Source organism: Streptomyces sp. NPDC003635 (genome assembly GCF_053587635.1).
Genome location: NZ_JBSFOK010000004.1, coordinates 170,946 through 195,116 on the forward strand (window position 1 = coordinate 170,946; position 24,171 = coordinate 195,116).

21 protein-coding genes and 1 pseudogene are annotated in these 24,171 nt (G+C 71.0%); 9 read left to right on the forward strand and 13 right to left on the reverse strand.

The window, feature by feature from the left end:
* Positions 1-6: 6 nt before the first annotated feature.
* Positions 7-657 (reverse strand): hypothetical protein, encoded by a 651-nt coding sequence (locus ACWDRW_RS06085; RefSeq protein ID WP_451720784.1) that lies wholly within the window; start codon positions 655-657, stop codon positions 7-9.
* A gap of 181 nt (positions 658-838) precedes the next feature.
* On the opposite strand from ACWDRW_RS06085, the gene ACWDRW_RS06090 reads away from it, so the two are divergent.
* The 3 genes from ACWDRW_RS06090 to hutH all read left to right on the forward strand — a co-directional run bounded on the left by ACWDRW_RS06090 (position 839) and on the right by hutH (position 4,515).
* On the forward strand, positions 839-1,642 hold the full coding sequence (locus tag ACWDRW_RS06090) for an enoyl-CoA hydratase/isomerase family protein (RefSeq protein WP_451720786.1): 804 nt from the start codon (positions 839-841) through the stop codon (positions 1,640-1,642).
* A gap of 118 nt (positions 1,643-1,760) precedes the next feature.
* On the forward strand, positions 1,761-2,912 hold the full coding sequence (locus tag ACWDRW_RS06095; RefSeq protein ID WP_451720788.1) for a diguanylate cyclase domain-containing protein: 1,152 nt from the start codon (positions 1,761-1,763) through the stop codon (positions 2,910-2,912).
* A 64-nt stretch (positions 2,913-2,976) separates the two neighbouring features.
* Positions 2,977-4,515 (forward strand): histidine ammonia-lyase, encoded by a 1,539-nt coding sequence (hutH, locus tag ACWDRW_RS06100; protein WP_451720944.1) that lies wholly within the window; start codon positions 2,977-2,979, stop codon positions 4,513-4,515.
* A gap of 57 nt (positions 4,516-4,572) precedes the next feature.
* Here the strand turns inward: hutH and ACWDRW_RS06105 are convergent, their stop codons facing one another.
* Positions 4,573-5,352 carry a hypothetical protein gene (locus ACWDRW_RS06105; RefSeq protein ID WP_451720790.1) on the reverse strand — a complete coding sequence of 260 codons (780 nt, stop codon included), beginning with the start codon at positions 5,350-5,352 and terminating at the stop codon, positions 4,573-4,575.
* Between the two features lie 43 nt (positions 5,353-5,395).
* On the reverse strand, positions 5,396-5,698 hold the full coding sequence (locus tag ACWDRW_RS06110) for an LPXTG cell wall anchor domain-containing protein (RefSeq protein ID WP_451720792.1): 303 nt from the start codon (positions 5,696-5,698) through the stop codon (positions 5,396-5,398).
* A 120-nt stretch (positions 5,699-5,818) separates the two neighbouring features.
* Between ACWDRW_RS06110 and ACWDRW_RS06115 the strand changes: the two genes are divergently transcribed.
* Positions 5,819-6,163, forward strand: coding sequence for a hypothetical protein (locus ACWDRW_RS06115; RefSeq protein WP_451720794.1), 345 nt, complete (start codon positions 5,819-5,821; stop codon positions 6,161-6,163).
* Positions 6,164-6,369: 206 nt separating this feature from the next.
* Positions 6,370-7,632: a L,D-transpeptidase gene (locus tag ACWDRW_RS06120; protein WP_451720796.1), complete on the forward strand. Its 1,263-nt coding sequence runs from the start codon at positions 6,370-6,372 to the stop codon at positions 7,630-7,632.
* A 77-nt stretch (positions 7,633-7,709) separates the two neighbouring features.
* Here the strand turns inward: ACWDRW_RS06120 and ACWDRW_RS06125 are convergent, their stop codons facing one another.
* The 3 genes from ACWDRW_RS06125 to ACWDRW_RS06135 form a co-directional block, all read right to left on the reverse strand.
* On the reverse strand, positions 7,710-10,946 hold the full coding sequence (locus tag ACWDRW_RS06125) for a S8 family peptidase (protein WP_451720946.1): 3,237 nt from the start codon (positions 10,944-10,946) through the stop codon (positions 7,710-7,712).
* Between the two features lie 247 nt (positions 10,947-11,193).
* Positions 11,194-11,877, reverse strand: a complete 684-nt coding sequence (locus tag ACWDRW_RS06130) for an ABC transporter ATP-binding protein (protein ID WP_451720798.1) — start codon at positions 11,875-11,877, stop codon at positions 11,194-11,196.
* Positions 11,878-11,990: 113 nt separating this feature from the next.
* Entirely contained in the window at positions 11,991-13,475 is a 1,485-nt protein-coding gene (locus ACWDRW_RS06135) for an ABC transporter permease (RefSeq protein WP_451720800.1), read from the reverse strand.
* Between the two features lie 192 nt (positions 13,476-13,667).
* Here ACWDRW_RS06135 and ACWDRW_RS06140 point away from each other — a divergent pair, with 192 nt between their 5' ends.
* A complete protein-coding gene (locus tag ACWDRW_RS06140; protein ID WP_451720802.1) occupies positions 13,668-14,438 on the forward strand; it encodes a globin domain-containing protein in 771 nt (256 codons plus the stop codon).
* Here ACWDRW_RS06140 and ACWDRW_RS06145 read toward each other — a convergent pair.
* Positions 14,429-15,343, reverse strand: coding sequence for a helix-turn-helix domain-containing protein (locus ACWDRW_RS06145; protein ID WP_451720804.1), 915 nt, complete (start codon positions 15,341-15,343; stop codon positions 14,429-14,431). The two genes, ACWDRW_RS06140 and ACWDRW_RS06145, sit on opposite strands and share 10 nt — an antisense overlap.
* A 169-nt stretch (positions 15,344-15,512) precedes the next feature.
* On the opposite strand from ACWDRW_RS06145, the gene ACWDRW_RS06150 reads away from it, so the two are divergent.
* Positions 15,513-16,556, forward strand: a complete 1,044-nt coding sequence (locus ACWDRW_RS06150; protein ID WP_451720806.1) for an NAD(P)-dependent alcohol dehydrogenase — start codon at positions 15,513-15,515, stop codon at positions 16,554-16,556.
* Positions 16,557-16,601: 45 nt separating this feature from the next.
* On the opposite strand, the gene ACWDRW_RS06155 is transcribed toward ACWDRW_RS06150, so the two are convergent.
* A complete protein-coding gene (locus tag ACWDRW_RS06155; RefSeq protein ID WP_451720808.1) occupies positions 16,602-17,435 on the reverse strand; it encodes an AraC family transcriptional regulator in 834 nt (277 codons plus the stop codon).
* A 54-nt stretch (positions 17,436-17,489) separates the two neighbouring features.
* On the opposite strand from ACWDRW_RS06155, the gene ACWDRW_RS06160 reads away from it, so the two are divergent.
* Entirely contained in the window at positions 17,490-18,761 is a 1,272-nt protein-coding gene (locus ACWDRW_RS06160; RefSeq protein ID WP_451720810.1) for an MFS transporter, read from the forward strand.
* Here the strand turns inward: ACWDRW_RS06160 and ACWDRW_RS06165 are convergent.
* The 5 genes and pseudogenes from ACWDRW_RS06165 to ACWDRW_RS06185 form a co-directional block, all read right to left on the reverse strand.
* A complete protein-coding gene (locus tag ACWDRW_RS06165; protein ID WP_451720812.1) occupies positions 18,672-19,274 on the reverse strand; it encodes a hypothetical protein in 603 nt (200 codons plus the stop codon). The two genes, ACWDRW_RS06160 and ACWDRW_RS06165, sit on opposite strands and share 90 nt — an antisense overlap.
* Entirely contained in the window at positions 19,271-20,386 is a 1,116-nt protein-coding gene (locus ACWDRW_RS06170) for a serine hydrolase domain-containing protein (protein ID WP_451720814.1), read from the reverse strand. The genes ACWDRW_RS06165 and ACWDRW_RS06170 overlap by 4 nt, the downstream gene beginning before the upstream one ends.
* Positions 20,387-20,448: 62 nt before the next feature.
* Positions 20,449-21,000, reverse strand: a pseudogene (locus ACWDRW_RS06175) (DUF4291 domain-containing protein); the annotation flags it as partial.
* 59 nt (positions 21,001-21,059) lie between these two features.
* Positions 21,060-21,728, reverse strand: a complete 669-nt coding sequence (gene msrA, locus ACWDRW_RS06180; RefSeq protein ID WP_451720816.1) for a peptide-methionine (S)-S-oxide reductase MsrA — start codon at positions 21,726-21,728, stop codon at positions 21,060-21,062.
* 59 nt (positions 21,729-21,787) lie between these two features.
* Positions 21,788-22,906, reverse strand: coding sequence for a hypothetical protein (locus ACWDRW_RS06185; protein WP_451720818.1), 1,119 nt, complete (start codon positions 22,904-22,906; stop codon positions 21,788-21,790).
* 108 nt (positions 22,907-23,014) lie between these two features.
* On the opposite strand from ACWDRW_RS06185, the gene ACWDRW_RS06190 reads away from it, so the two are divergent.
* Positions 23,015-24,169: a cystathionine gamma-synthase gene (locus tag ACWDRW_RS06190; protein WP_451720820.1), complete on the forward strand. Its 1,155-nt coding sequence runs from the start codon at positions 23,015-23,017 to the stop codon at positions 24,167-24,169.
* Positions 24,170-24,171 lie beyond the last annotated feature (2 nt).

Genomic DNA, 24,171 nt, shown 5'->3' on the forward strand with positions numbered 1-24,171 from the left:
TCGCGGTCAGTGGTGGCGCGCGGTGAGCGGGTCCACGCAGAGCCCGATGATCGGCACACAGACGCCGGGGCGGTCCGTCGGGCTGGGTGACGGCTGTGGGCTCGGGGGCTCCGCGGGTCTGCTGGGGGCGGGCGTCGGCGCGGCCGCGGGTGGCTGAGGGGTGCTGGGGCTCGTCGTCCGCGGTGGCTGGGGAGCGGGGGTGTTCGGGGCCTGCGGGATGGTCGTCGTCCCAGGGTCCGGGGGCGGTGCGGCCGTCGTGGCGGACGGTGTCGGGACGAGGGTGGCGGACGCCGTGGGTGTGGTGGTCAGGCCGCCCATGGCGGAGGTCGCGGACGGACTGACCCGGGGCACCGGGCCCACCGTCGCGGCGGCGTTGGTGGCGCGGTCCGTGCCCGAGGGGCCGGTGTCCGTGTCCCCGTCCGCCCACGGTTCCGCCTCCGGCGCGCCGAGGCCGCCGAGCCCGGACTCCGGAGTCAGCCGTACGAGGCTCAGGGCGCCGGCGGCCAGGGCGAGGCCGCCCGCCGCGAGCAGGGCCTTGCGGGGGCGGGGGCGGCGGTGCCGGCCGCGGGGTCCGAACAGCCGGAGCGGTGGGACCGCGGCCGTGGAGTCCTCCGCGCCCTGCCCGGTCACCGCCTCGGACGATTCCGTAACCGCCATCTCGATACCTCCCGCCGCGCCGGCGCCCCCGTTGCGCCGTGGCGGACGCACGCTATGCGCTCCGGGGGGCGGGGGAGTGCGGTTACGGGGGATATCACCCGAACGGGGTGGCTTCCCCCTGGGGGGACGGGCTGCGATGATCGGGACGGTTGTTGTTAACCCGCGTTAACCGGAGGGTGTCATGAGCGAGGAGCGGTACGGGGAGTTCGTGCTGGTACGGCGGCACGGGGACGGCGGGCATGTCGCGGAACTCGCCCTGGACCGGCCCAAGGCCATGAACGCGGTGTCGACGGAGATGGCGCGGTCGGTGGGGGCGGCGTGTGCGGCGCTGGGGTCGGACAGCGGGGTCCGGGTGGTGGTGCTGACCTCCACGCACGAGCGGGCGTTCTGCGTGGGGGCGGATCTGAAGGAGCGGAACTCCTTCAGCGACGCGGATCTGGTGCGGCAGCGGCCGGTGGCGCGGGGGGCGTACACGGGGGTGCTGGAACTTCCGGTGCCGACGATCGCGGCGGTGCACGGGTTCGCGCTCGGGGGCGGGTTCGAGCTGGCGCTGTCGTGCGACCTGATCGTGGCCGACGCGACGGCCGTGGTGGGGCTGCCCGAGGTGTCGGTGGGCGTGATTCCCGGGGGCGGCGGTACGCAGTTGCTGCCCCGGCGGGTCGGGGCGGCGCGAGCGGCGGAGCTGATCTTCACGGCGCGGCGGCTGGAGGCGGCGGAGGCGCGGGCGCTGGGGCTCGTGGACGAACTGGTGGAACCGGGGCGCGACCGCGAGGCCGCGCTGTCCCTGGCCGCGACGATCGCCGGTAACTCGCCGGTGGGCCTGCGGGCGGCGAAGCGTGCGCTGCGCCTCGGCCACGGCCTGGACCTGCGGGCGGGCCTGGAGGTCGAGGACGCGGCCTGGCGCTCGGTGGCGTTCTCGGGGGACCGCGCGGAGGGAGTCGCGGCCTTCAACGAGAAGCGCAAGCCGCAGTGGCCGGGCGAGTGACGGTTCCGCGGGCCTGGAACGGCGCCGCTGCGTGCAAGGGGGCGGCGGCGTCGGTTCCGCGACACCTGTTCGCCGTATCAATGTCCCTGTTTGCCCGGAACCTCCCTAGCCTGGGGTGATGGGTGAGGATGTTCGGCTGGCGGCCGTTGTGGGGCTGGCGCAGGGGATGGCGGCGGCGCATTCTTCGCGGGAGGCCTGGCGGGCCGCCGCGAGCGGGGCCTGCCGGGCGCTCGGGGGGAGCTTCGCCGCGCTGTCCGTGTGGGAGCGGGAACTGGGGCGGTTGCGGGTGCTCGTCAATGTGGGTGACCGGGCCGACGGCGAGGCCGAGTTCCCCGAGGACGAGGCCTATCCCGTGCACCAGTTCCCCGAGATCACCGAGTTCCTGCACGAGCGCTGGGCCGGTGGCGGCGAGCCCAACGCCTGGGTCGAGACCGCGGAGGGGCCGGCCCCGGCCGGCGGGCGCCCCGGGTACGTCCACCAGCGCGTCGCCGCACTGCGCCGCCGCGGCCGTGGGTGCTGCGTCGTCGCCCCCATCGTGCTGCACGGCCGGGCGTGGGGGGAGTTGTACGTGGCCCGCCCGGTCGGCGCCCCCCTCTTCGAGCGCGCCGACGCCGACTTCGCCACCGTCCTCGCCTCCGTCGTCGCCGCCGGCATCGCGCAGGCGGAGCGGCTGGAGGAGGCCCGGCGGCTGGCCTACACCGACGCGCTCACCGGTCTCGCCAACCGCCGTGCGGTGGACGGACGCCTCGACGAGGCCGTCGAACGGCATCGCAGGGACGGTGTCGTCGTCAGCCTCGTCGTCTGCGACCTGAACGGACTCAAGCGCGTCAACGACACCCGCGGGCACGCCGTCGGCGACCGCCTGCTGGAACGCTTCGGCTCGGTCCTCTCCCTGTGCGGTGCCATGCTCCCCGGCGCCCTCGCGGCCCGGCTCGGCGGCGACGAGTTCTGTCTGCTCGCCGTCGGCCCGCCCGCCGACGACGTCGTCCGCGCCGCCGACGAACTGTGCCGCAGGGCGGCCGAGTTGGAGCTGGGCGAGGGCGTCGCCTGCGGGGTCGCCTCCACCGCCGACCCCATCGGCCCGGTCCGCTCCGCCCGCCGCCTCTTCCGGCTGGCCGACGCCGCCCAGTACCGGGCCAAGGCCATGCGCGCGACCAAACCGGTGGTCGCGGGCCGGGAGGGCCCCGACGATCCCGTCGTGCAACTGGCCGACGCTCCCTCCACCGAACCGCGGACCGCGGAGCGTCGGCGCTTCCGCGGACGCAGGTAAGGGGCGAACCCCGCTCCCACTGGTGACATCTCGGAATTCAGTGCGTACGCTCCTGAATATGGATATGCACACTGTGGTGGTGGGGACGTCCGGAGTCACCGCGTCCGACGTTCTCGCCGTGGCGCGCGACGGCGCCCGGGTCGAGCTGAGCCAGGAAGCCGTGGGCGCCCTCGCCGCGGCCCGCGAGATCGTGGACGCGCTGGCGGCCAAGCCCGAGCCCGTCTACGGCGTCTCCACCGGCTTCGGGGCCCTCGCGACCCGGCACATCAGCCAGGAACTGCGCGCCCAGCTCCAGCGGAACATCGTCCGCTCGCATGCCGCTGGAATGGGCCCGCGGGTGGAGCGCGAGGTCGTGCGCGCGCTCATGTTCCTGCGGCTCAAGACCGTCTGCTCGGGGCACACCGGCGTCCGCCCCGAGGTCGCGCAGACCATGGCCGACCTCCTGAACGCCGGTATCACCCCGGTCGTCCACGAGTACGGCTCCCTCGGCTGCTCCGGCGACCTCGCCCCGCTCTCCCACTGCGCCCTCGCGCTCATGGGCGAGGGCGAGGCCGAGGGGCCGGACGGGACCGTACGGTCGGCCGGGGAACTGCTCGCCGAGCACGGCATCGCCCCCGTCGAGCTGCGCGAGAAGGAGGGCCTCGCCCTGCTCAACGGCACCGACGGCATGCTCGGCATGCTGATCATGGCCCTCGCCGATCTGGACACGCTCTACAAGTCCGCCGACATCACCGCCGCGCTCTCCCTGGAGGCGCTGCTCGGGACCGACAAGGTGCTCGCGCCCGAGCTGCACGCCATCCGCCCTCACCCGGGGCAGGGCGCCTCCGCCGCCAACATGCTCGCCGTACTGAAGGACTCGCAGCTCACCGGGCACCACCAGGACGACGCCCCGCGGGTCCAGGACGCCTACTCCGTGCGGTGCGCTCCGCAGGTCGCCGGGGCGGGCCGGGACACCATGGCGCACGCCCGGCTCGTCGCCGAGCGGGAGCTGGCCTCGGCCGTGGACAACCCCGTGGTCCTGGCGGACGGACGCGTCGAGTCCAACGGCAACTTCCACGGCGCCCCCGTCGCCTACGTCCTGGACTTCCTCGCCATCGCCGCGGCCGACCTCGCCTCCATCGCCGAGCGGCGCACGGACCGGCTGCTCGACAAGAACCGCAGCCACGGCCTGCCGCCGTTCCTCGCGGACGACGCCGGTGTGGACTCGGGGCTCATGATCGCCCAGTACACGCAGGCCGCCCTGGTCAGCGAGTTGAAGCGGCTGGCCGTACCCGCCTCCGCCGACTCCATCCCGTCCTCCGCCATGCAGGAGGACCACGTGTCGATGGGCTGGTCGGCCGCGCGCAAGCTCCGTACCGCCGTGGACAACCTGACCCGGGTCATCGCCGTCGAGCTCTACGCCGCCACCCGCGGCATCGAGCTGCGCGAGGGCCTCGCCCCCGCGCCCGCCTCCCGGGCCGTCATCGAGGCCGTACGCAAGGCGGGTGTGCGGGGTCCCGGTCCCGACCGCTTCCTCGCCCCCGACCTCGCGGCGGCGGACGCCTTCGTGCGGGACGGCCGGCTGGTCGCGGCCGTGGAGAGCGTCACCGGGCCGCTGCGGTAGCCGCGCGGACAGCACGGAGCCCCGCTGCGCGGACGTCGCAGCGGGGCTCCTGTGGACTTACTTGATCTTACCCAGCTGGGCCGTGACGACCTCCGTCGGGTTCTCCGGTGCCTTGCCGGAGTCGATCGAGGCGAGGTTCAGCGTGTAGAACGTGGCGATGGTGTTGCCCTTGCGGACCACCTCGGTGGTGAAGTTGGCCGGGCCGGCGCCGTCCATGTCGATCTCCTGGCTGAACGCCACGGACTCGTCACCCTGTCCCGAGCCCTGCGCCGGGGCTACCTTGTTGACCTTCGTGGTCTCGCCGTCGCCGGTGAACTCGTACCCGGCGGTGCAGGCCGAGGCGCCGTCGGAAACAGCCTTCATGGCCTTCTCGGCGCCGTCACCCTCGTACGAGGACAGGCCCACGAACGTCACGTTGATGTCGAAGGCGTCCGCGAAGTCCTCCGGGCTCGAGGTGCCGGTCGACGTCGGGACCTCCGAGACGGTGTTGGACGCGTGCGCATCCGTGTCCCCCGGAGGAAGAGCGGCCGTGGCCCAGACCAGGGGCTCGCACTCGGCCTTGGTCGACTTCACCGTCGTCCTGGACTTGGGGAGGGTGTCGTCCCCGTCCTCGATCTTGTACTTCTTGGCGTCCAGGTCCCCCTGCGCCAGCAGAAGCTTCTCCAGCTCCGCGGCGCTGAGCGCCTTCGCGGCCTGGGTGGGGGAGGCGGAGGAGTTCCCCGCGTCGGTGGACTTGGAGCCGTCGGACTCCTCGCTCGAACAACCCGTGATGAGGGCGAGCGTCACCGCGCTCATGGCGACCGTGGCGCCTATGCGCGCCCTCGAAGATCTCTTCATGTCGCGGACTATGAAGGTTTGGTTAAAGAAACGTCAAGTCAGTTCAGAAACCGTGACGTTCCCGCCGAACCGAATAGACCACGAAGCCCGCGCCCAGGGCGAGCGAGACGGTCCCGCCGACGACGTACGGCGTGGTGTCGAAGCTTCCGGTGTCGGCGAGTTCGACCCCGGAGTCGTCGGCGGTGCCGGTGGCGGCGACCCGTGCCTGCTGGGTGACCTGCGTGGCCGGGGGCGCCTGTCTGGTCGGCTCGTCACCGGTCGCGTTGGCGGACGGGACGAACCACAGGGCACCCAGAAGGGTTCCCGCGGCGGTGGCGGTCAGCAACGGACGGCGAGCGGATGACACGGAATATCGATCCCCTTGTGGCGCTGGCGAATTGGCCGTGTGGGGCGATGCTAATGAAAGGGTCGGGTCGCGGGAAAGTCGTGGGAGCCTCAAGCCCGTCCCGGGCCGTACGCTCCGACCATGAGCACTGAAGAGTCATCACCTTTTGTCCGGCTTCGGGTGGAGCTCGTCCTCGAAGTGGACGACGCGGACGCCGTGACCAAGGCGGCCCTGCGCCGGATCGCCGACGACGCCGAGATGCCCGCCGATGAGCGGGCCCACGCCGAGAGCGCTGTGACGGAAGACACCGCGGAGGCGCTCGCCTACCTCGTCGACCCGTTCGACCTGGTCAGTGAGGTGCCCGGGGTCGACCTCGCGCAGGCCTCCTGGTCCAGCGAGCAGATCGACTACGACCCCGATTCGCCCGACTGGGACCTCGACGAGGATGATGTCGACGAGGACGACGACGAGGAGACGGTCGGCTAGCGCCCACTTGGGGAAATCGTGACCCCGGTCGGCAACCGCCGTCCGGGGTTTTTTCGTCTCAGGGGGCGCACTGACCGACATCCACCCCACCCGGCGCGGCGGACGTGGCGTGCCCCACACCTCCAAGGGATGTGGAACGGGACGAACCGGTCGTAGCGTTGAAGATTCTTGATGGGGACTCTCGGGGTTCCGGAAGTTCGGCGACGATGGAGAAGCGTGTGATGACGGTCGGTAAGCGGCGCAGGGGCCTCACGGTCGCGTCCGCTCTGCTCGGTAGTGTGCTGGTGCTCTCGGCGTGCTCCGGCGGCGACGAAGCCTCCGGGGACGAGGGCGGCGACACCTCGCAGGCCAAGGTCGACGAGGCGGCGGCCCAGAAGACCTCCGAGGCGCAGATCAAGATCACGCCGAAGGACGGCACCGACAACGCCTCCATCAACAACTCCGCCGCCGTCACCGTGAGCAAGGGCACGCTCACGGAGGTGTCGATGACCACCGCGGACGGCGCCGCCGTCGAGGGCGCGATATCCGCGGACAAGACGAGCTGGAAGCCCAACGCCCCGCTGGAGCGGTCCACCACCTACAAGATCTCGGTCACCGCGAAGGACGCCAAGGGCCTGGAGGCCCATGAGAACGCCTCCTTCAGCACGGTCTCCCCGGACAACAGCTTCCTCGGCTACTTCACGCCGGAGGACGGCTCCACCGTCGGCGTGGGCATGCCGGTCTCGATCAACTTCGACAAGGCGATCACCAACAAGGCCGACGTCCAGAAGGGCGTGACCGTCTCCACCACCAGCGGCCAGGAGGTCGCCTGCCACTGGTTCAACGACCAGCGCATGGACTGCCGCCCGGACGAGTACTGGAAGGAAGGCTCCACCGTCACGCTGAAGCTCGCGCTCGACGGTGTCGAGGGCGCCGAGGGCGTCTACGGCGTCCAGCAGAAGACGGTCACCTTCACCATCGGCCGCAACCAGGTGTCCTACGTCGACGCCAACACCAAGCAGATGAAGGTCACCCAGGACGGCAAGATCGTCAAGATCATCCCGATCTCGGCCGGTTCGCCGGAGAACAAGACCTACGAGGGCATCATGGTGATGTCGGAGATGTTCAAGGAGACGCGCATGAACGGCGCGACCGTGGGCTTCACCGACGACGACGGCAAGGGCGAGTACGACATCAAGGACGTGCCCCACGCCATCCGCCTGACCAACTCCGGCACCTTCATCCACGGCAACTACTGGGGCGCGGACTCGGTCTTCGGCAACGTCAACACCAGCCACGGCTGCGTCGGCCTGAACGACACCAAGGGCGCCAACGACAAGGGCACCGAGGGCTACTGGTTCTACACCAACTCGATCGTCGGTGACGTCGTCGTCGTCCAGAACACCGGCGACAAGACGGTGGCCCCGGAGAACGGCCTCAACGGCTGGAACATGAGCTGGGCGGACTGGAAGGCGGGTTCGGCGGTCTGAGCCGCCTGCCTCCCCGCAGCAACCAAGAAGCGGCCCCCGGGACCTGATGGTCCCGGGGGCCGCTCCCTTGTCGCTCGTTACTTGCCGTAGTACGCGTTGTAGATCGAGACGGTCGCCTTGTTGCCCTTCTTGTCGGCGACCTTCGCGTGGAAGGAGATGGCCTTGCCCTTCTCCGGGTTCTTCACCTTGATCTTGCCGCCCGTGACGGAGACCTTCTTCCAGGTCTGGCCGTAGTCGTACGACACCCAGACCGACAGCGACTTGAGGTTGCTGCCCGCCGCGGCGCCCACGACGCTGACCGGGACGGTCTTCGTCTGGCCCGCCGTGACCCGGCTGCTCAGGTCCGTCTTCGCGTTGAAGCGGACCGTGGAGGCGGGGAGCTTGACCTGGTCGGAGGCCGGCTTCTTGGACTTGAACGTCCAGCTCGCGTCGATCCGTGTGGAGGCGGCGGCGACCTTGACGCTCCGCTTCACCGAGGTCGTCAGCTTGTACTCGGCCTCGGCGGAGGGAACCTTGAAGGCCTCCTCACCGAACAGCGGGTCGGTGTGGGAGCCGATCTTCGTGCCGTTGCGGTACAGCTCCGTCCTCACCGAGGTGAAGTCCGAGGAACCGGCGTGCTTGGCCGCGTCGGCGAACAGCGGCAGGAAGCCGTAGATGCTGTTGCCGTCACGGAACAGGCCGTAGTCCGCGTTGATGTGCGGACCGAAGACCGCGTTGTTGAACGTCTTCTGGTAGGTCTGGCCCGCCTTGAAGGTCTGCGGGGCGCCCAGCGTGTAGAAGGCGTCCGGGATCGGGAAGCCCTCGGGGCTGCGGCTGCCGTACTGCTCGAAGTCGAAGGTCCACTGGATCTTGTCGGCCGTCGAGACGTACACCGTGCGCGTGCCCGGGAGCTTCTGCTCGACGGGCGTGCCGATCACCACGTCCTGCGGGAACATGCCCCACGACACCACCCCACCGGTCTTGCCGGAGGAGGAGGCGCCGAGCCGGTTCTTCACCGTGGCGAGCTCGCTCGCCTTGAAGTGGCGGACCTTGTCGCCCTGGATCTTCTTCACCTTGGCGGTCGTGGCCACGTCGTACTCGGCGTTCGCGCCCTTGGTCCACTGGCCGCTCCAGGTCTGCTGGAGACCGGAGACCTCGCCGCCCAGGTGGGCCATGCGCACATCGGCGAAGGAGCCGAGACCGACGCCGATGCCGATGCCCGCCGGGTCGTACATGTAGCCGATCATCGCCGAGAGCTGCTTGGCCTCGGCGTCCGGCACCGTGATGTCGGCCGCCTTGGTCTTACGGGCGTCGATCGTCACCGAGGTGTCCTTGGTGACGTTCAGCCGCGGCTGGACCAGCCAGTCGAGGCCGCCCTCCAGGTTGCTGAAGTCCTTGGCGATCCAGGCGTCCAGCAGGTACTGGCCCTTGGGCAGCCGCAGGGTGGTGGTGCCGGAGGCGACCGGCGGCACACCGTAGGCCCGGTTGAGGGCGAGTCCCGTGTAGCCGAGCAGAACGGTGTTGTAGACGTCCGTCGGCAGGCCGTCCTTGCCGATGTGCTTGACGGTGACGTCGTACGACTCCACCTCGCGCTGCACCGCGGCGGCCGTACGGACGCTCTGCCCGCCGCCCGTCGCCGTCACGTAGGCCGAGTAGGCGCCGTCCAGCGTGCCGCCCAGCTTGGTGTTGACCGTGAAACCGACGGTGGCCTTGCCGCCCGCCGGGACGGTCACCGTGGTGGCGTCCAGCTTGAAGAAGCCCGCCGGGGCCGGCCGCCCCTTGGGGTCGGTGGCGGTCGACGAGAGCTTCAGCGTGACGTCCGTCGTACCGAGGTTGCGGTACGTCAGCTCCTTGGTGACCGGGGTGTCGTCGGTGTGCGGCCACTGCTGCACCCCGAAGCTCACCGACACCGGGTCGGCGATCACGGTCTGCTTGATGGCCTGGTCGACCTGGATGCGGCCCGAACCCTGCTCGAACGGGGTGTACTTGCCGCCCTTGGTGGACGCGGTCAGCGCGCCCTTGAGCTCGGCGTAGGTCCACTCCGGGTGCTGCTGCTTCAGGATCGCGGCGGCACCGGCGACGTGCGGCGTCGCCATCGACGTACCCGAGATGGTCAGGTACCCGGCCGGCTTCTCGCCGACCTCCTGCTCGATCACGCTGCCCTTGGCGGACGCGGCGGTGATGTCCACGCCCGGCGCGGTGACGTCCGGCTTGATGGCGCCGTCGCCGAGCCGCGGGCCGGTCGAGGAGAAGTCGGCCAGCTTGTCCTTGTCGTCGACCGCGCCGACGGTGAGCGCGGCGTCCGCGCTGCCCGGCGAACCGACCGACTCCGGGCCCGAGTTGCCCGCCGCGATGGCGAACAGGATGCCCTTCTCGGCGGACAGCTTGTTGACCGCCGCCTCCAGCGGGTCCACCTCGGGGGTGTCCATGCCGCCAAGGCTGAGGTTGACGACCTGGGCGCCCTGCTCGGCCGCCCACTCCATGCCGGCGAGGATCCCGGAGTCGTCACCGGAGCCGGTGTCGTCGAGGACCTTGCCGCTCAGGATGTCGGCGCCGGGCGCCACACCCTTGTACTTGCCGCCGGACTTCGCTCCGGTGCCCGCCGCGATGGACGCGACGTGCGTGCCGTGGCCGACCTTGTCCTCGTCGGTCGCGGCCGGGGTGAAGTTCTTCGAGGCGATCACCTGGTCCTTGAGGTCCGGGTGGTTGGCGTCGACGCCGGTGTCCAGCACGGCGATCTTGACGCCCTTGCCGTCGTACCCGGCCGACCACGCCTTGGGGGCGCCGATCTGGGCGACGGACTTGTCGAGCGTGGCCTTGCGGGTGCCGTCGAGCCAGACGTGCGCGATGCCGGAGGCCGTCCGGTCGCCGTTGGTGACGGCGTCCCAGAGATCGGGCGTCTCGGTGTACGGCGTCTGCACGGCGTCCGCGTTGAGGGTCTTCAGGGTCCGGCGGAGCTGGCCCGCGTCCCGGACGTCGGCCTTGGTGCCGGTGGCTGCGCCCTTGTAGCCGACGATCACCTTCAGGCCCTTGGCCTGCGACTTGCGGGTCGCCGACTTGCTGAGCTCGGTGATGTCGAACAGCCGCTGGTCGAGCTTGCCGGCGGTGATCAGCCGGGCCGCGTCGGCGGGTATGACGAGCGTGTGCCCGTCGTCCTTGCGGATCTGAACGGGTATGTGCTTCCGGCCCTCCGCCCGCTCCAGGGCGACGACCCGGCCCTTGGCGTCCACGCTGACCCGGTCACCCGTGATGAGGGTGATGCGGTGGTGGGCGGTGAGCTGGGCGGCGGCGGAACCGGTCCGCTGCTCGGGCTTCGCCGACGCCGGGCTGGTCATGCCGGCGGCGAGGGCGACGGCGGCCGCCGTGGCGACGGTGGCCGCGCATGCTCTTTTCACTTGTCTGCGCAAGTTTCCCCCTTGCTGAAGTACCGGGCGAATTTCCCCGTTCACCCGGCCGGGGGCGGTCCTGCACAGACGTACGTGCACCCCCCGGAATAGGCAGTATGCCGGGGGGTGATCAGCTACCTCAATAGACAGGGGGCAGACAGAATCGGACTGTTGCGCCTCGCTCTGTCCGCCGTTCTTACGCGCCCGCGTTTTCCTTGACGGAGATCTTTCCCTTGCGGATGGTCGCGAGGCGGGGGGCCTTCTTCGCGATGGACGAATCGTGCGTGACCATGATGAAAGTGAGCCCCAGCTCCTTCCACATGCGCTCGAGTACGTCCATGATCTCGTCGCGCATCGACTCGTCGAGGTTGCCGGTGGGCTCGTCGGCGAGCAGCACCTTGGGCTGCTTGACCAGGGCGCGAGCGATCGCGACGCGCTGCTGCTGACCGCCGGACATCTCGGAGGGCAGATGCGTGAGCCGCTCTCCGAGACCCACCGACTTCAGTGCCTCCGCGGCCTGTTCGCGCCGGTCCTTCACCTTGACACCGAGCGGTACGAGCGCGGTTTCGACGTTCTCCTGTGCGGTCAGTGTGGGGATCAGATTGAAACTCTGGAACACGAAGCCGATGTTCGCGCTGCGCACGCCGGTGAGTTTGGCCTCGGACAGTTTGGCGAGATCTGTGCCATCCAAAACGACCTCACCCGATGTCGGCCGGTCAAGTCCGCCAAGCATCTGAAGAAGCGTGGACTTACCCCCGCCGGTGGGGCCTTGGATGACGAGCCGGTCGCCGTCGGCGATGGTGAGGTCGACTCCGTCGAGCGCGTGGACTGTTTCCTTGCCTCGGCTGTAGCGCTTGGTGACGTTTCTGAGTTCGTACATGGAGTGCTCCTGGAGGGTTGGTAGGGGGTGGTGCGAGTTCGTGCTCGACCGCCTGCCGGTGGGGGCTGGTCGCGCGGTTTCCCGCGCCCAGGGGGAGTTGCGGCAGGGGCCTGTTACTCGACTCGCCTCAGGGCGTCGGCCGGGCGGAGCCGGGAGGCTCGCCAGCCGCCGAACGCGCCCGCGATCAGGCCGCCCGCCACCGCCAGGCCCACCGCCAGGGCGATCGTGGTCGCGCTGACCGGGGCCGTGAGGGCGACCTCCAGGGCGTTCGACGACTGCTGGGCCGCCGGGCCGCCCATGCCGCCGGGGCCGCCGCCCATGCCTCCGCCCCCCGGTCCGCCCCCGAAGCCCCCGCCCGTGCTCCCGAGTTGGGCCTCCAGGGTCGGGCTGATCGCCGTCACCGCGTAGGCGCCCGCCAGGCCCACCGCGATGCCGAGCGCACCGCCGACCAGGCCGTTGACGACCGCCTCACCGACCACCTGCCGGGTCACCCGGCCCGACTTCCAGCCCAGCGCCTTCAGCGTGCCGAACTCCCGTACCCGGCGTGACACCGCCGAGGAGGTCAGCAGCCCGGCGACCAGGAACGCCGCCACCAGCACCGCGATCGACAGCCACTTGCCGACGCTCGACGCCAGGTCCGACGCCGTCGACAGCGACCCCGACACCGTGTCCGCCAGATCCGCCGACGTCGTCACGGTCGTACCGGAGACGTTCCGCTGGATCTCCGACTTCACGGCGTCGATCCGCTGGGAGTCGGTCGCCTTGACGTAGATCGTGGTGACCTTGTTCTTCGAGTCGCTCAGCGTCTGCGCCTGCCGCAGCGGGATGTAGAGGTTGGCCGCAGCGTCCCCGCTCTCCGGCGTCGCGATGCCGATGACCTCGAACCTGGTGCCCTTGACGGTCACCGTGGAGCCGACCTTCAGCTCCTTCTCCTTGGCGTACGACGCATCGGCCACGACCACCTTCGCGTTGGTCTCCGACGACTTGAACGTACGACCGCTGGTGATCTTCGAGGAGGTCAACGGGCCCAGCGCCGGCTCGGTGACGTCTGTGCCGTAGACCGAGTAGTTGTTGACGTCGAACTCGGCGCCGCCGCCCTCGACCCGGCCCTCGGGCGCCTGCATGCCGCCGCCCGGTCCGCCCTGTCCCTGGTCCTGCGCGGAGCCCCCGTCCTGCTGGAACTCGCCCCGCCGGAACTGCCCGCTGACCTTGATGACCTGAAGGCTCAGCCCGCCGACCGCGTCCGAGACCCCGCTCTGCGACCCGACCTTGTCCACGGTCGAGCTCGCCAGGGTCTGGAAGCCCTGGACCATGACCCGGTCGCTGCTCTGCTCCTCGTCGGAGTCCTCGTCCTGCGCGTCGAACTCGAAGCGCGGCCGCGCCGGCTGGCTCCCCTCGGCGGCGGCCGCCTTGGTGACCGTCATGTCGGTGCCGAGCCCGTACAGCGACTCCAGGACCTTGTCCTGGGCCTTGCCCATGCCGGAGGACACGGAGTTGACCACGATGACGAGGGCGATGCCCAGCGCGAGACCGGAGGCGACGACGAGGGCCGCCTTTCTGCGGCGGCGCAGCTCGCGCCTCAGGTAGGTGAAGAACATGCGCCGCAAGCTAGGGACAGCGCGTGATGACTCGATAAGGCCGAAATAAGAGAAGCATGAGAAGGCTGTCCGTGAGCCAGGAGCGGGCCCGCACACCACTGTCGGCGTGGCCTGATTACGCCAAGCGCTGACACGGAACCGCCCCGCGCCGGAAGAGCAGCTTCCATCCGGCTTCCGTGCTTGTGTGGGCGCATGACGGCTCACACGGTGGAATACGTCCGGTACCGCATTCCCGAGCAGCAGTCGGCGGAGTTCCTGGCCGCCTACACCCGCGCCGCGGTCAGTCTCGCGGCCGCCCCGGAGTGCGTCGACTACGAACTCGCGCGCTGCGAGGAGGACTTCGAGCACTTCGTCCTCCGGATCACGTGGACCTCGACGGAGGACCACGTCGAAGGCTTCCGCCGTTCGGAGCTGTTCCCCGACTTCCTGGCCGAGATCCGCCCCTTCATCGGCAACATCGAGGAGATGCGGCACTACAAGGCGACCAGCGTGCGCGGCACCGGCTCGGCGGTGCCGACGCTGTACGCGTGGGCGGGCGGTGCCGAGGCACTCGGCCGCCTGACCACCGCCTTCTACGACCGCGTCCTCAAGGACGACCTTCTCGCCCCGTTGTTCCAGGGCCTCCCCGAGGCCCACGCCGAGCATGTCGCCCTCTGGTTCGGCGAGGTGCTCGGCGGCCCGACCGCCTACTCCGACACCCAGGGCGGCCACGGCCACATGGTCGCCAAGCACCTGGGCCTGAACATCACCGAGCCCCAACGGCGCCGCTGGGTCAACCTCATCCAGGACGCGGCCGACGAGGCGGGCCTGCCCACGGACGCCGAGTTCCGCAGCGCGTTCCTCGCCTACGTGGAGTGGGGCACCCGCCTGGCGGTCTACTTCTCCAGCCCCGACGCCAAGCCTCCGGCGGAGCAGCCGGTGCCGAAGTGGAACTGGGGGGCCGCGCCCCCGTATCAGGGCTGAACGGCCCCGGCCCCGGCCCTGGTCGCGTCAGCGCCCCAGCTCGCCAGCAGGCGCAGCGCCTCGGCCGAGGGCGAGCCCGGCTCGGGGTAGTAGGTGACCAGGGACTGCTCCGAGCCGTCGGTGAGGGTGAACGACTCGAAGTTCAAGGTCAGTTCCCCGACCAGCGGGTGCCGCATCCGCTTGACGCCGTAGCTCTTCTCCTTGACGTCATGGGTGGCCCACAGCCGCCGGAACTCCTCGCTCTTCAGGGAGAGTTCACCGACCAGGGAGGAGAGCAGCGGGTCGTCCGGGTGACGGCCCGCGTCCATGCGCAGATAGCTGACCATGTCGTAGGCCTTCTGGTCCCACTCCACGAACAGCTCCCGGTAGTCCGGGCGCAGGAACACCAGCCGCGCCCAGTTCCGCTCCTGCGCCGGCAGCTCCGACCAGTCCCCGAAGACGGCCGCGGCCATCCGGTTCCAGGCGAGCAGGTCGGAGCGGCGGCCGGTGATGTACGCCGGGACGGTCTCGATCGAGTCCAGCAGCTGGCGCAGCGCTCCGCGCACCTGCTCCGCCCGCCCGGCCTGCTGTTTCTTCTTCTGCGGCTTCGGCTTGGCCAGGTGCATGAGGTGCGCGTACTCGGCCTCGCTCAGCCTGAGCGCCCGCGCGATGGCGTCCAGCACCTCCGCCGACACGTTCCGCCCGTTGCCCTGCTCCAGGCGCGTGTAGTACGCCACCGACACCCCGGCCAGCTGCGCCAGCTCCTCGCGCCGCAGCCCGGGCACCCTGCGGTGCCGTCCGAAGTGGGGCAGCCCCACGTCCTCCGGCTTCAGCCGGGCACGCCGGGTGCGCAGGAACTCGCTCAGCTCGGCACGCGGGTCCAGGCCGCCACCGGGCCCGGCCGGAGATTCGGGCTGTTCGTCCATGCCGTCCAGTATTCCCGGTCGTACGCCCACCAGCCTGACCCTCTCAGTAGTAGGAACGCCAGACGTACGCAAAGCCGTGACCTGGGTAAACACTCGCGCCCTCGGCAGGCTGGAGGACGTGCCCGGCGGAAGGCAGCCGGGCGCGCAACCTCTGAGGAGAGCCACTCCCATGACCACTGTCGCTGCGTACGCCGCTCCCGCCGCCAAGGCGCCGCTGGAGCGCACCACCATCGAGCGCCGTGCGGTCGGCGAGTTCGATGTGCTGATCGACATCAAGTTCGCGGGCATCTGCCACTCGGACATCCACCAGGCCCGTGAGGGCTGGGGCGAGGCCATCTTCCCGATGGTCCCCGGCCACGAGATCGCGGGCATCGTCTCCGAGGTCGGATCCGGCGTCACCAAGTACCGGGTCGGCGACCGCGTGGGCGTCGGCTGCATGGTCGACTCCTGCCGGGAGTGCGACAACTGCAAGGCCGGCTTCCAGCAGTACTGCACGGGTGGCGGCATGGTGGGCACGTACAACGCCCTCGACAGGAACGGCGAGCCCACCTACGGCGGCTACTCGGAGAAGATCGTCGTCGACGAGGGCTATGTCGTCCGCATCCCGGACGGCCTGTCCCTCGACGTGGCCGCGCCGCTGCTGTGCGCGGGCATCACCACCTACTCCCCGCTGCGCCACTGGAACGCGGGCCCCGGCAAGAAGGTCGCCGTCGTCGGTCTGGGCGGCCTCGGCCACATGGCCGTCAAGATCGCGCACGCCATGGGTGCCGAGGTGACCGTCCTGTCGCAGTCCCTGCGCAAGAAGGACGACGGTCTGAAGCTGGGCGCGGACCACTACCACGCCACCAGCGACCCGAAGACCTTCGAGGAACTCGCGGGCACCTTCGACCTGATCGTCTCGACGGTCTCGGCACCGATGGACTTCGCCGCCCTGCTGTCGCTGCTCAAGGTCGACGGGACCCTGGCGAACGTAGGCGCCCCCGAGGAGCCGATCTCGCTCAACCTGTTCGAGCTGATGCTGGGCCGCAAGAGCCTCGCCGGTTCCGCCATCGGCGGTATCCCCGAGACCCAGGAGATGCTGGACTTCTGCGCCGAGCACGGCATCGGCGCGGAGATCGAACTGATCGCCGCGTCCGAGATCAACGAGGCGTACGAGCGGGTGCTGGCCAGTGATGTCCGGTACCGGTTCGTGATCGACACCGCGACGATCTGAGCGGTGTGCCGGTGAGGGCCCCGGGGTCTCCCCCCTCCGGGGCCCTCACCGCTGGTGCGCGCCCGGCGTGTGCCCGAAGGTCCGCCGGAAGACATCGATGAACGCGCTCGCCGACGACCAGCCGCAGGCGTGCGCCACCGCGGTCACCGGCCGGCCCTCCGCCAGCAGCACCAGCGCGTGGTGGAGCCGCAGCTGGGTGCGCCACTGCGGGAAGGTCATCCCGAGGTCGGCCCGGAAGAGCCGGGACAACGTCCGCTCTGCGGCACCGACTTCCCGGCCCAGGGCGGCGAGCGTGCGGCTGTCGGCGGGGTCCTCGTGCAACAGGGCACACACAGCGCGGAGTTGAGGCGTCGTGGGGGCAGGCAGATACAGGGGTTGCTGCGGCGAGGCCCGCAACTGGTCGAGCAGCACCGCCCGCAGCCGCGACCGTTCGGGGCTGTCCTCGCGCGGGGCCGCGGTGTAGGCGGTGATCAGCTCGCGCAGCAGCGGGCCGACGCTGAGCACGGTCGGCTCGTCCAGGCCGAGCGGGTTCTCGGCCGCGGGCAGCCCCACGAGATGCAGTTCGAGCCCGCCGTACGCCCGGTGCGCGTGCACGGTGCCGGCCGGCACCCAGACCGCCCGGGTGGCCGGCGCGACCCAGGACCCCGCGTCGGTGGTGACCGCCAGGACCCCCCGGGCTGCGTACACGATCTGGTGCTCGTCGTGGCGGTGGGCGTCGATGGCGCCGCCCGGGGCCAGCCGCTGGGCGCGGGTGGGGGCGATGGGCTGATGGCGGACCCGGCGGGTCGGCTGGGTGGCCGGGCGGGTGGGCTGGGTGCCTGGGCGGTGCTGGGGGTCGTGTTGGCGGTGCTGGGGGGCGGGTTGGCGGTTCTGCGGCATTGTTTGGCAGATTATCGGAAGTCCGACGGGGTGCGTTCCACCCACGATGGCTCGGTGCGGAGAAACAAGTCGATCATTCTGCTGTCGGCCGGGCATGCCTGCGTCGACGTCTACCAGGGCACCGTCGCGTCCCTGGTCCCGTTCTTCGTCGCCGAGCGCGCCTACTCCTACGCCGCCGCTTCGGGCATCGTGCTCGCCGCCTCCCTGCTCTCCTCCGTGACCCAGCCGCTGTTCGGCGTCCTGACCGACCGCCGGCCCCTGCCCTGGCTGCTCCCGCTGAGCACGCTGCTCGGCGGCACCGGGATCGCGCTCAGCGGCCTGCCGGATGCCTACGCTCCGACGCTGGCGCTGGTGGCGCTGTCCGGGGTGGGGGTGGCGGCGTACCACCCGGAGTCGGCGCGCGTGGCGCGGCTCGCGGCGCGGGGGAGCCACACCGCGATGGGCTGGTTCTCGCTCGGCGGCACGCTCGGCTTCGCGGCGGCGCCGTTGCTGGTCGCGGCGGTGGTCGCGACGGGTGGGCTGAGCCGGACGCCGTGGCTGGTGATCCCGGCGGTGGTGGGCAGCGCGCTGTGCCTCGCGGCGGTGCGGGGGTTGGCCGGGGCTGGTTCCGGCGCCGGGGCGAGGGCTGAGGTCGGTGGGGCGAGGGCTGAGGTCGGTGGGGCGGGGGTGCGTGGGGATTCGTTCAAGTCCGCTCGGGACGACGTCCGTTCCTTCACCAGACTGTCCCTGGCGGTGGTCTGCCGGTCGATCACCTTCATCGGCCTGAGCACCTTCGTCGCGTTCCTCGTCCAGGAGCGCACCGGCGGCGGTACGGCGGCCGGTACTGCCGCGCTGTGCGTCCTGTACGCCGGTGGCGCGGTGGGCAGTGTGCTGGGCGGGACCCTGGCCGAACGCCTGGACCGGGTCACCGTGGTGCGCCGGTCGTACCTGATCACGGTCGTGGCGGTCGCGGGCGTGATCCTGGCTCCGGGCCCCTCGGTCTACGTCTTCGTCGCGCTGGCCTCGGCGGGCCTGTACGTCCCCTTCTCCCTCCAGGTCACCCTCGGCCAGGACTACCTGCCCACCCGGGTCGGCACGGCGGGCGGCATCACGCTGGGTCTGACGGTGAGCGTCGGCGGCCTGGCGACCCCGGCGATCGGCGCCCTCGCCGACGCGACCTCGCTCTGTTCGGCGCTGGCGCCACTGGCCGTACTGCCCGCCCTCGCCTGGCTGTTGGCACGGGGACTGCGGGAACCGTCAGCGGCGCGTCCAGAGGGTGACGTCACTGCTGGTGGCGACGGCGAGCGTCTCGCCGGACGGGGAGAAGCCCGCGGCGCGGAAGGTTGAGTAGGAGGAGTGCAGGACGTGCCACCAGCCGTCGCCGGGGGGACTGTCGTGGAACAGCTTGCCGCCCTGCGAGAGCAGGACCCGCTGGTGCGGCCACTCGGGCGTCTCCACCGCCACGACCCAGCCGTCGCCGGTGCCGGTGTGCAGCCCGCCGCCGAAGAGCCCGGCGATGTGGACCCGGCTCCCGCCGATCGGCCCGAACCCCGGGCAGGTGAGGTCGGGGGCGGTGTCGGGGGTGCTGTGCTCGGGGTCGGGGTCCCGGTCGCGGGCGATCTTCTCGCCGGTCACGGCGTCGAAGAGGCCGTGACCGTCGTGCGAGACGACCATGACGAGGTCGTGCCCGGTACCGGGGTCGGTGGCGAAACCGATGCCGAGGAGGCCGCCGACGGCCGCGCAGGGCGGGATGCCGCTGTCGCCGTAGGGCGCGAAGACCGGCCGCCAGGGGCGCGGGGCGGGGACGACGGGGGCCGCGAGCAGCCGGTCGCGCAGGGTCCGCTGATAATCGGTGATCACTTCCGCAGTGCCTCGATCCCGTCCTGGGCCGCCATCACGATCTCCAATCCCCGGGTGTCCTCGGCGGGTTCGCGCATCTGGTTGGTCACGTACGCCACGACCGAGCGGGTCTCGGGCTCGATCATCACGAGGGAGCCGCCCCAGCCACCCCACCCGTACGTGCTGCCGAACAGACCGTAACCGAGGCCCCAGCGCGTCGACATGCCGAGCACGAGGTCCTCGCCGGCGAACTGTTCCTCCCAGGCACGGTCACAGCCGGCCCGTGACAGCAGCCGTGTCGTGCCCACGGCACCGCCGCATGCCATCACCGACTGGACCAGGGCGACCGAGCGGGCGTTGCCGAACCCACTGGCGGCGGGGATCTGGGCGCGGCGCCAGGCGACGCTGTTGCCGTCACGGACGCGGACGCCGGGGACGGCGCTGTCTCCGGCCCCACCGTCTCCGGCCGTACGCGCGGCGTAGTCCTGGTCCCGGCCCGGGGGCGGGACGGTGAGCGCGACCCGGGGGTCGTGCTCGGCGGACAGCCCGAGGTGGAAGTCGGCGCCGAGGGGCCCGGCGACCTCCTCGGCGAGGAACACGCCCGGTTCCCGCCCGCTGATCCGCCGTACGACCTCCCCGACGAGGAACCCCTGGGTGAGCGAGTGGTACCCGGCGGCGGTACCCGCTTCCCAGCGCGGGGCCTGCGCCGCGAGCCGTGCGGTGGCGGAGGCCCAGTCGTACAAGTCCTCGACGGGCAGCGGTGGATCCCAGTCGGGCAGCCCGGCGGTGTGGGAGAGCAGATGCCGTACGAGAACGTGCTCCTTGCCGTTCGCGGCGAACTCGGGCCAGTACCGGGCGACGGGCGCGTCCAGGTCGAGCTCGCCGCGGTCGGCGAGGACGAGGGCGCACAGGGCCGTCATGGTCTTGCTGACCGACCAGACGTTGACGAGGGTGTCCCGTCGCCAGGGCACACTCCGCCCGGCGTCGGCGAACCCAGCCCACACGTCCACCACGGGCTCGCCGTCCACGAAGACAGCCACCGAGCCCCCCAGGTCCCCACCATCCACCACCTCCGCCAGCGCGCCGGGCACAGCGGCGAACAGGTCGTCGTACGAGCCCTGAACATCGGCCATCCCGCCATGAAGCCCGCCCACCGGGGCCGGGCGCAACCGAATTCCCGGGACGACCGCTTCCCTGGAGCGCGAGGTTCGAGCAGTGGAGTGGCGGAGTCCAGGTCACCGACGCTGGCGAGGGCGTGGATTTCGCGGGCGAGCGGGGTCACGTCGCGGATGGAGACCGTCCATTCGTCCGCGTAGCGTCGCGCGGCCGCACCGGACAGGCCGAGTTGCAGGGACCGGTACGGCAGGGCCCGCAGACCCAGGTCCCGCTCGGGATCCCACTGCACCCGAGCAGGCGCCGACTTCAACTGCCGCTGCCAGGTGGCCCGATCGGGGTGCAGCCCCCGTACGTAGCTCGACAGGCAGGCGTGGCTCAGCGCCCAGTCGAACCCGGATCGGCTGATCTCGACGGCGAGGACGGTTTCCTGCCCCGCCTTCGTCGCCCAACCGCAGCGGTACATCATCCACAGGAACGACGGCTTGATCCACGTCATCCTGTCCCGCTTCCACGCGGGAGGAAAACGCCCCTCACGGGCAGCGGGCAGGCCGAGTTCCGGGGCGTAGGCCTGGTAGACGGTGATCGTGGAGTCCCCGTGGACGGCACGGATCCCGCGTTGCGGTTCTTGCATGGCCTACAGCGTGCGACCGCCCGGCCCAGGAGACCACCGATTTACCCCCGCGGCCCGCCTCAGCCGTCGTCCTTGGCGACGCCTACCGGGCAGGACACCCCCGTGCCCCCGATCCCGCAATAGCCCGCGGGGTTCTTGTCGAGGTACTGCTGGTGGTAGGGCTCCGCCGGGTAGAAGGGGCGGTCCTTCGCGGGGAGGATCTCTGTGGTGATCGTGGCGTGGCCCGAGGCTGTGAGGCGCCGCTGGTAGGACGCTCGGGAGGATTCCGCCGCCGTGGACTGGGCGGGGCCGTGGGTGTGGATCGCCGAGCGGTACTGGGTGCCGACGTCGTTGCCCTGGCGGAAGCCCTGGGTGGGGTCGTGGGACTCCCAGAAGGTCTTCAGGAGGCGGTCGTACGGGAGCAGGGCCGGGTCGAACACCACGCGGACCACCTCGGTGTGGCCGGTCAGGCCCGAGCAGACCTCCTCGTACGTGGGGTGCTCGGTGTAGCCGCCCTGGTAGCCGACCAACGTCGTCCACACGCCCTCTCCGAGCTGCCAGAACCTGCGCTCGGCGCCCCAGAAGCAGCCCAGGGCGAAGTCGGCGATCTCCAGGCCCTCGGGGTAGGGGCCGAGCAGCGGGGTGCCGAGGACGGTGTGGCGGTCGGGGACCGTGAAGACCGGCTCGGGGCGGCCGCGCAGCGCCTGCTCGGGCGTCGGCAGCTGAGGCGTACGGCTGTACAGGAACATGCGGGCTCCCATCCCACGGTGGCGGACACGTCAACATGCCCGCCACCCCCGGGCATTCCTCAGTGCGGGAGCGTCGCCGGGCTGCCGCCGTTGGCCTCGTAGCCCGCGACCGCGAGCGCCCGGTACACCGCGAACTCGGCGGCCGGGTCCGGGGACAGCGTCCAGGGCAGGGCGCCGACATGACCGTCCACGTGTATCAGCTGGTTCATGGCCTCCGCCCACCGCTCGGCCCGGACCAGGAAGAACACCAGCAGGTGGCGGACGTGCGCCAGCATCGGGTCGTCGGAGCGGGCCGAGTGCACCGCGTGCAGCGCGCCGTGCATCGCCTTGGTCACGACCTCGCTCTGATAGAAGCCGCTGACCAGGTTGACCTCGGGAAGGTGCTCGAACACCGCGAACAGCGGCATCGCGGCGAGCAGCGAGCCCTGGGGCGCCCGGGCCGCGGCGGCCTCCGCGAAGCCGTACGCCTGCGCACGGGAGCCGTGCCACTTCTCGCACCAGTAGTGCAGGGCGGCCAGATGGGCGCCCATGTGGTTCGGCGCGCGGTCCAGGATCTTCAGCCAGAGCTGCTCGAACTCCGGCTGCGAGTAGGCGAGCCCGCGGGCGACCGAGAGCTCGATGATGTACGGGATCGGGTCGCCGGGGGCGAGCAGCGCCGCCTCGCCGCAGGCCGACCTCGCCTCCTCCATGATGATCCGGAAGTCGTCCGTGCCGGGCGTCGCGGTGCGCCACGCCTGCTGCACCAGGAACTCCGCGTGCACGGCCGCGCCGCCCGCGTCCTTGGGCTGCTCGGCCCGCCACACCCGCAGCCACTGCCCGCCGGGTGCCTCGCCGACCCCGCCGGGCCGCTGCTGGAGCTCCAGCGAGGCGGCGCCCGCGAAGGCCTGCACCCGCTGCCAGCGCGGTTCGCCCTCGGCCCCGGTGCCCGCGAGCAGCTGCGAGGCCGCGCGGTAGTCCTGGGTGCGCTGCACCACGTCCAGCACGTCCAGCAGGTCCTGGTCGGGTCCGGGCATCCGGACGTCCAGCTCCTCCTGCCGTACGAAGCCGTAGTTCGCCGGGTCCGCCGCGTCCGGGTGGCCCGGCGGGACCTGCTCGATCATGCCCCGTCGGCGCCGCATGAACGGCAGCACCACGAAGCCGATCATGACCAGCGCCACCAGGACCCAGAGAATCTCCATGCCACAAGCGTTCCAGACCGCACTGACAATTGGCCAACCCGGTCCCTGGCCTGTGGAAAACTCCTCCGCTCCGTCATCAGAGCCGTCGGCGCACTACGCTCGTGACTCATGAGCGACATGCACATCAGTCAGCACTTCGAGACGCTCGCCATCCACGCGGGCAACACGGCGGACCCCCTCACCGGGGCGGTCGTCCCGCCCATCTACCAGGTCTCGACCTACAAGCAGGACGGCGTCGGCGGTCTGCGCGGCGGCTACGAGTACAGCCGCAGCGCCAACCCCACCAGGACCGCCCTGGAGGAGAACCTCGCCGCCCTGGAAGGCGGCCGTCGTGGGCTCGCGTTCGCGTCCGGACTGGCGGCCGAGGACTGCCTGCTGCGTACGCTGCTCAGCCCCGGCGACCACGTCGTCATCCCGAACGACGCGTACGGCGGCACGTTCCGCCTGTTCGCGAAGGTCGTCGCCCGCTGGGGCGTGGAGTGGTCGGTCGCCGACACCAGCGACCCGGCCGCCGTACGGGCCGCGATCACCCCGAAGACCAAGGCCGTGTGGGTGGAGACCCCCTCCAACCCGCTGCTCGGCATCACCGACATCGCGGCGGTCGCCCAGATCGCCCGGGACGCGGGCGCGCGTCTCGTCGTCGACAACACCTTCGCCACGCCCTACCTCCAGCAGCCGCTGTCGCTCGGCGCCGATGTCGTGGTGCACTCCCTGACCAAGTACATGGGCGGCCACTCCGACGTCGTCGGTGGCGCGCTGATCGTGAGCGACGAGGGCCTCGGCGAGGAACTCGCCTTCCACCAGAACGCGATGGGCGCCGTCGCGGGCCCCTTCGACTCGTGGCTGGTGCTGCGCGGTACCAAGACGCTGTCGGTGCGCATGGACCGGCACAGCGAGAACGCCGCCAAGGTCGCCGACATGCTGTCCCGGCACGCGCGCGTGACGAAGGTGCTCTACCCGGGCCTGCCCGAGCACCCCGGTCACGAGATCGCCGCCAAGCAGATGCGGTCGTTCGGAGGCATGATCTCTTTCCAGGTGGCGGGCGGCGAGGAGGCGGCCGTCGAGGTCTGCAACCGCGCCAAGGTGTTCACGCTCGGCGAGTCCCTCGGCGGTGTCGAGTCGCTGATCGAGCACCCGGGCCGCATGACGCACGCGTCGGCCGCCGGTTCCGCGCTGGAGGTGCCCGCCGACCTGGTGCGCCTGTCCGTGGGCATCGAGAACGTGGAGGACCTCCTGGAGGACCTCCAGCAGGCGCTCGGCTAGCC

What these genes read in the sequence shown, in the direction of transcription:
- ACWDRW_RS06085 (WP_451720784.1), bottom strand. Translation starts at nt 657, where the DNA reads ATGGCGGTTACGGAATCGTCCGAGGCGGTGACCGGGCAGGGCGCGGAG.
- ACWDRW_RS06090 (WP_451720786.1), top strand. Translation starts at nt 839, where the DNA reads ATGAGCGAGGAGCGGTACGGGGAGTTCGTGCTGGTACGGCGGCACGGG.
- ACWDRW_RS06095 (WP_451720788.1), top strand. Translation starts at nt 1,761, where the DNA reads ATGGGTGAGGATGTTCGGCTGGCGGCCGTTGTGGGGCTGGCGCAGGGG.
- hutH (WP_451720944.1), top strand. Translation starts at nt 2,977, where the DNA reads ATGCACACTGTGGTGGTGGGGACGTCCGGAGTCACCGCGTCCGACGTT.
- ACWDRW_RS06105 (WP_451720790.1), bottom strand. Translation starts at nt 5,352, where the DNA reads ATGAAGAGATCTTCGAGGGCGCGCATAGGCGCCACGGTCGCCATGAGC.
- ACWDRW_RS06115 (WP_451720794.1), top strand. Translation starts at nt 5,819, where the DNA reads ATGAGCACTGAAGAGTCATCACCTTTTGTCCGGCTTCGGGTGGAGCTC.
- ACWDRW_RS06120 (WP_451720796.1), top strand. Translation starts at nt 6,370, where the DNA reads ATGGAGAAGCGTGTGATGACGGTCGGTAAGCGGCGCAGGGGCCTCACG.
- ACWDRW_RS06125 (WP_451720946.1), bottom strand. Translation starts at nt 10,946, where the DNA reads ATGACCAGCCCGGCGTCGGCGAAGCCCGAGCAGCGGACCGGTTCCGCC.
- ACWDRW_RS06130 (WP_451720798.1), bottom strand. Translation starts at nt 11,877, where the DNA reads ATGTACGAACTCAGAAACGTCACCAAGCGCTACAGCCGAGGCAAGGAA.
- ACWDRW_RS06135 (WP_451720800.1), bottom strand. Translation starts at nt 13,475, where the DNA reads ATGTTCTTCACCTACCTGAGGCGCGAGCTGCGCCGCCGCAGAAAGGCG.
- ACWDRW_RS06140 (WP_451720802.1), top strand. Translation starts at nt 13,668, where the DNA reads ATGACGGCTCACACGGTGGAATACGTCCGGTACCGCATTCCCGAGCAG.
- ACWDRW_RS06145 (WP_451720804.1), bottom strand. Translation starts at nt 15,343, where the DNA reads ATGGACGAACAGCCCGAATCTCCGGCCGGGCCCGGTGGCGGCCTGGAC.
- ACWDRW_RS06150 (WP_451720806.1), top strand. Translation starts at nt 15,513, where the DNA reads ATGACCACTGTCGCTGCGTACGCCGCTCCCGCCGCCAAGGCGCCGCTG.
- ACWDRW_RS06155 (WP_451720808.1), bottom strand. Translation starts at nt 17,435, where the DNA reads ATGCCGCAGAACCGCCAACCCGCCCCCCAGCACCGCCAACACGACCCC.
- ACWDRW_RS06170 (WP_451720814.1), bottom strand. Translation starts at nt 20,386, where the DNA reads ATGGCCGATGTTCAGGGCTCGTACGACGACCTGTTCGCCGCTGTGCCC.
- msrA (WP_451720816.1), bottom strand. Translation starts at nt 21,728, where the DNA reads ATGTTCCTGTACAGCCGTACGCCTCAGCTGCCGACGCCCGAGCAGGCG.
- ACWDRW_RS06185 (WP_451720818.1), bottom strand. Translation starts at nt 22,906, where the DNA reads ATGGAGATTCTCTGGGTCCTGGTGGCGCTGGTCATGATCGGCTTCGTG.
- ACWDRW_RS06190 (WP_451720820.1), top strand. Translation starts at nt 23,015, where the DNA reads ATGAGCGACATGCACATCAGTCAGCACTTCGAGACGCTCGCCATCCAC.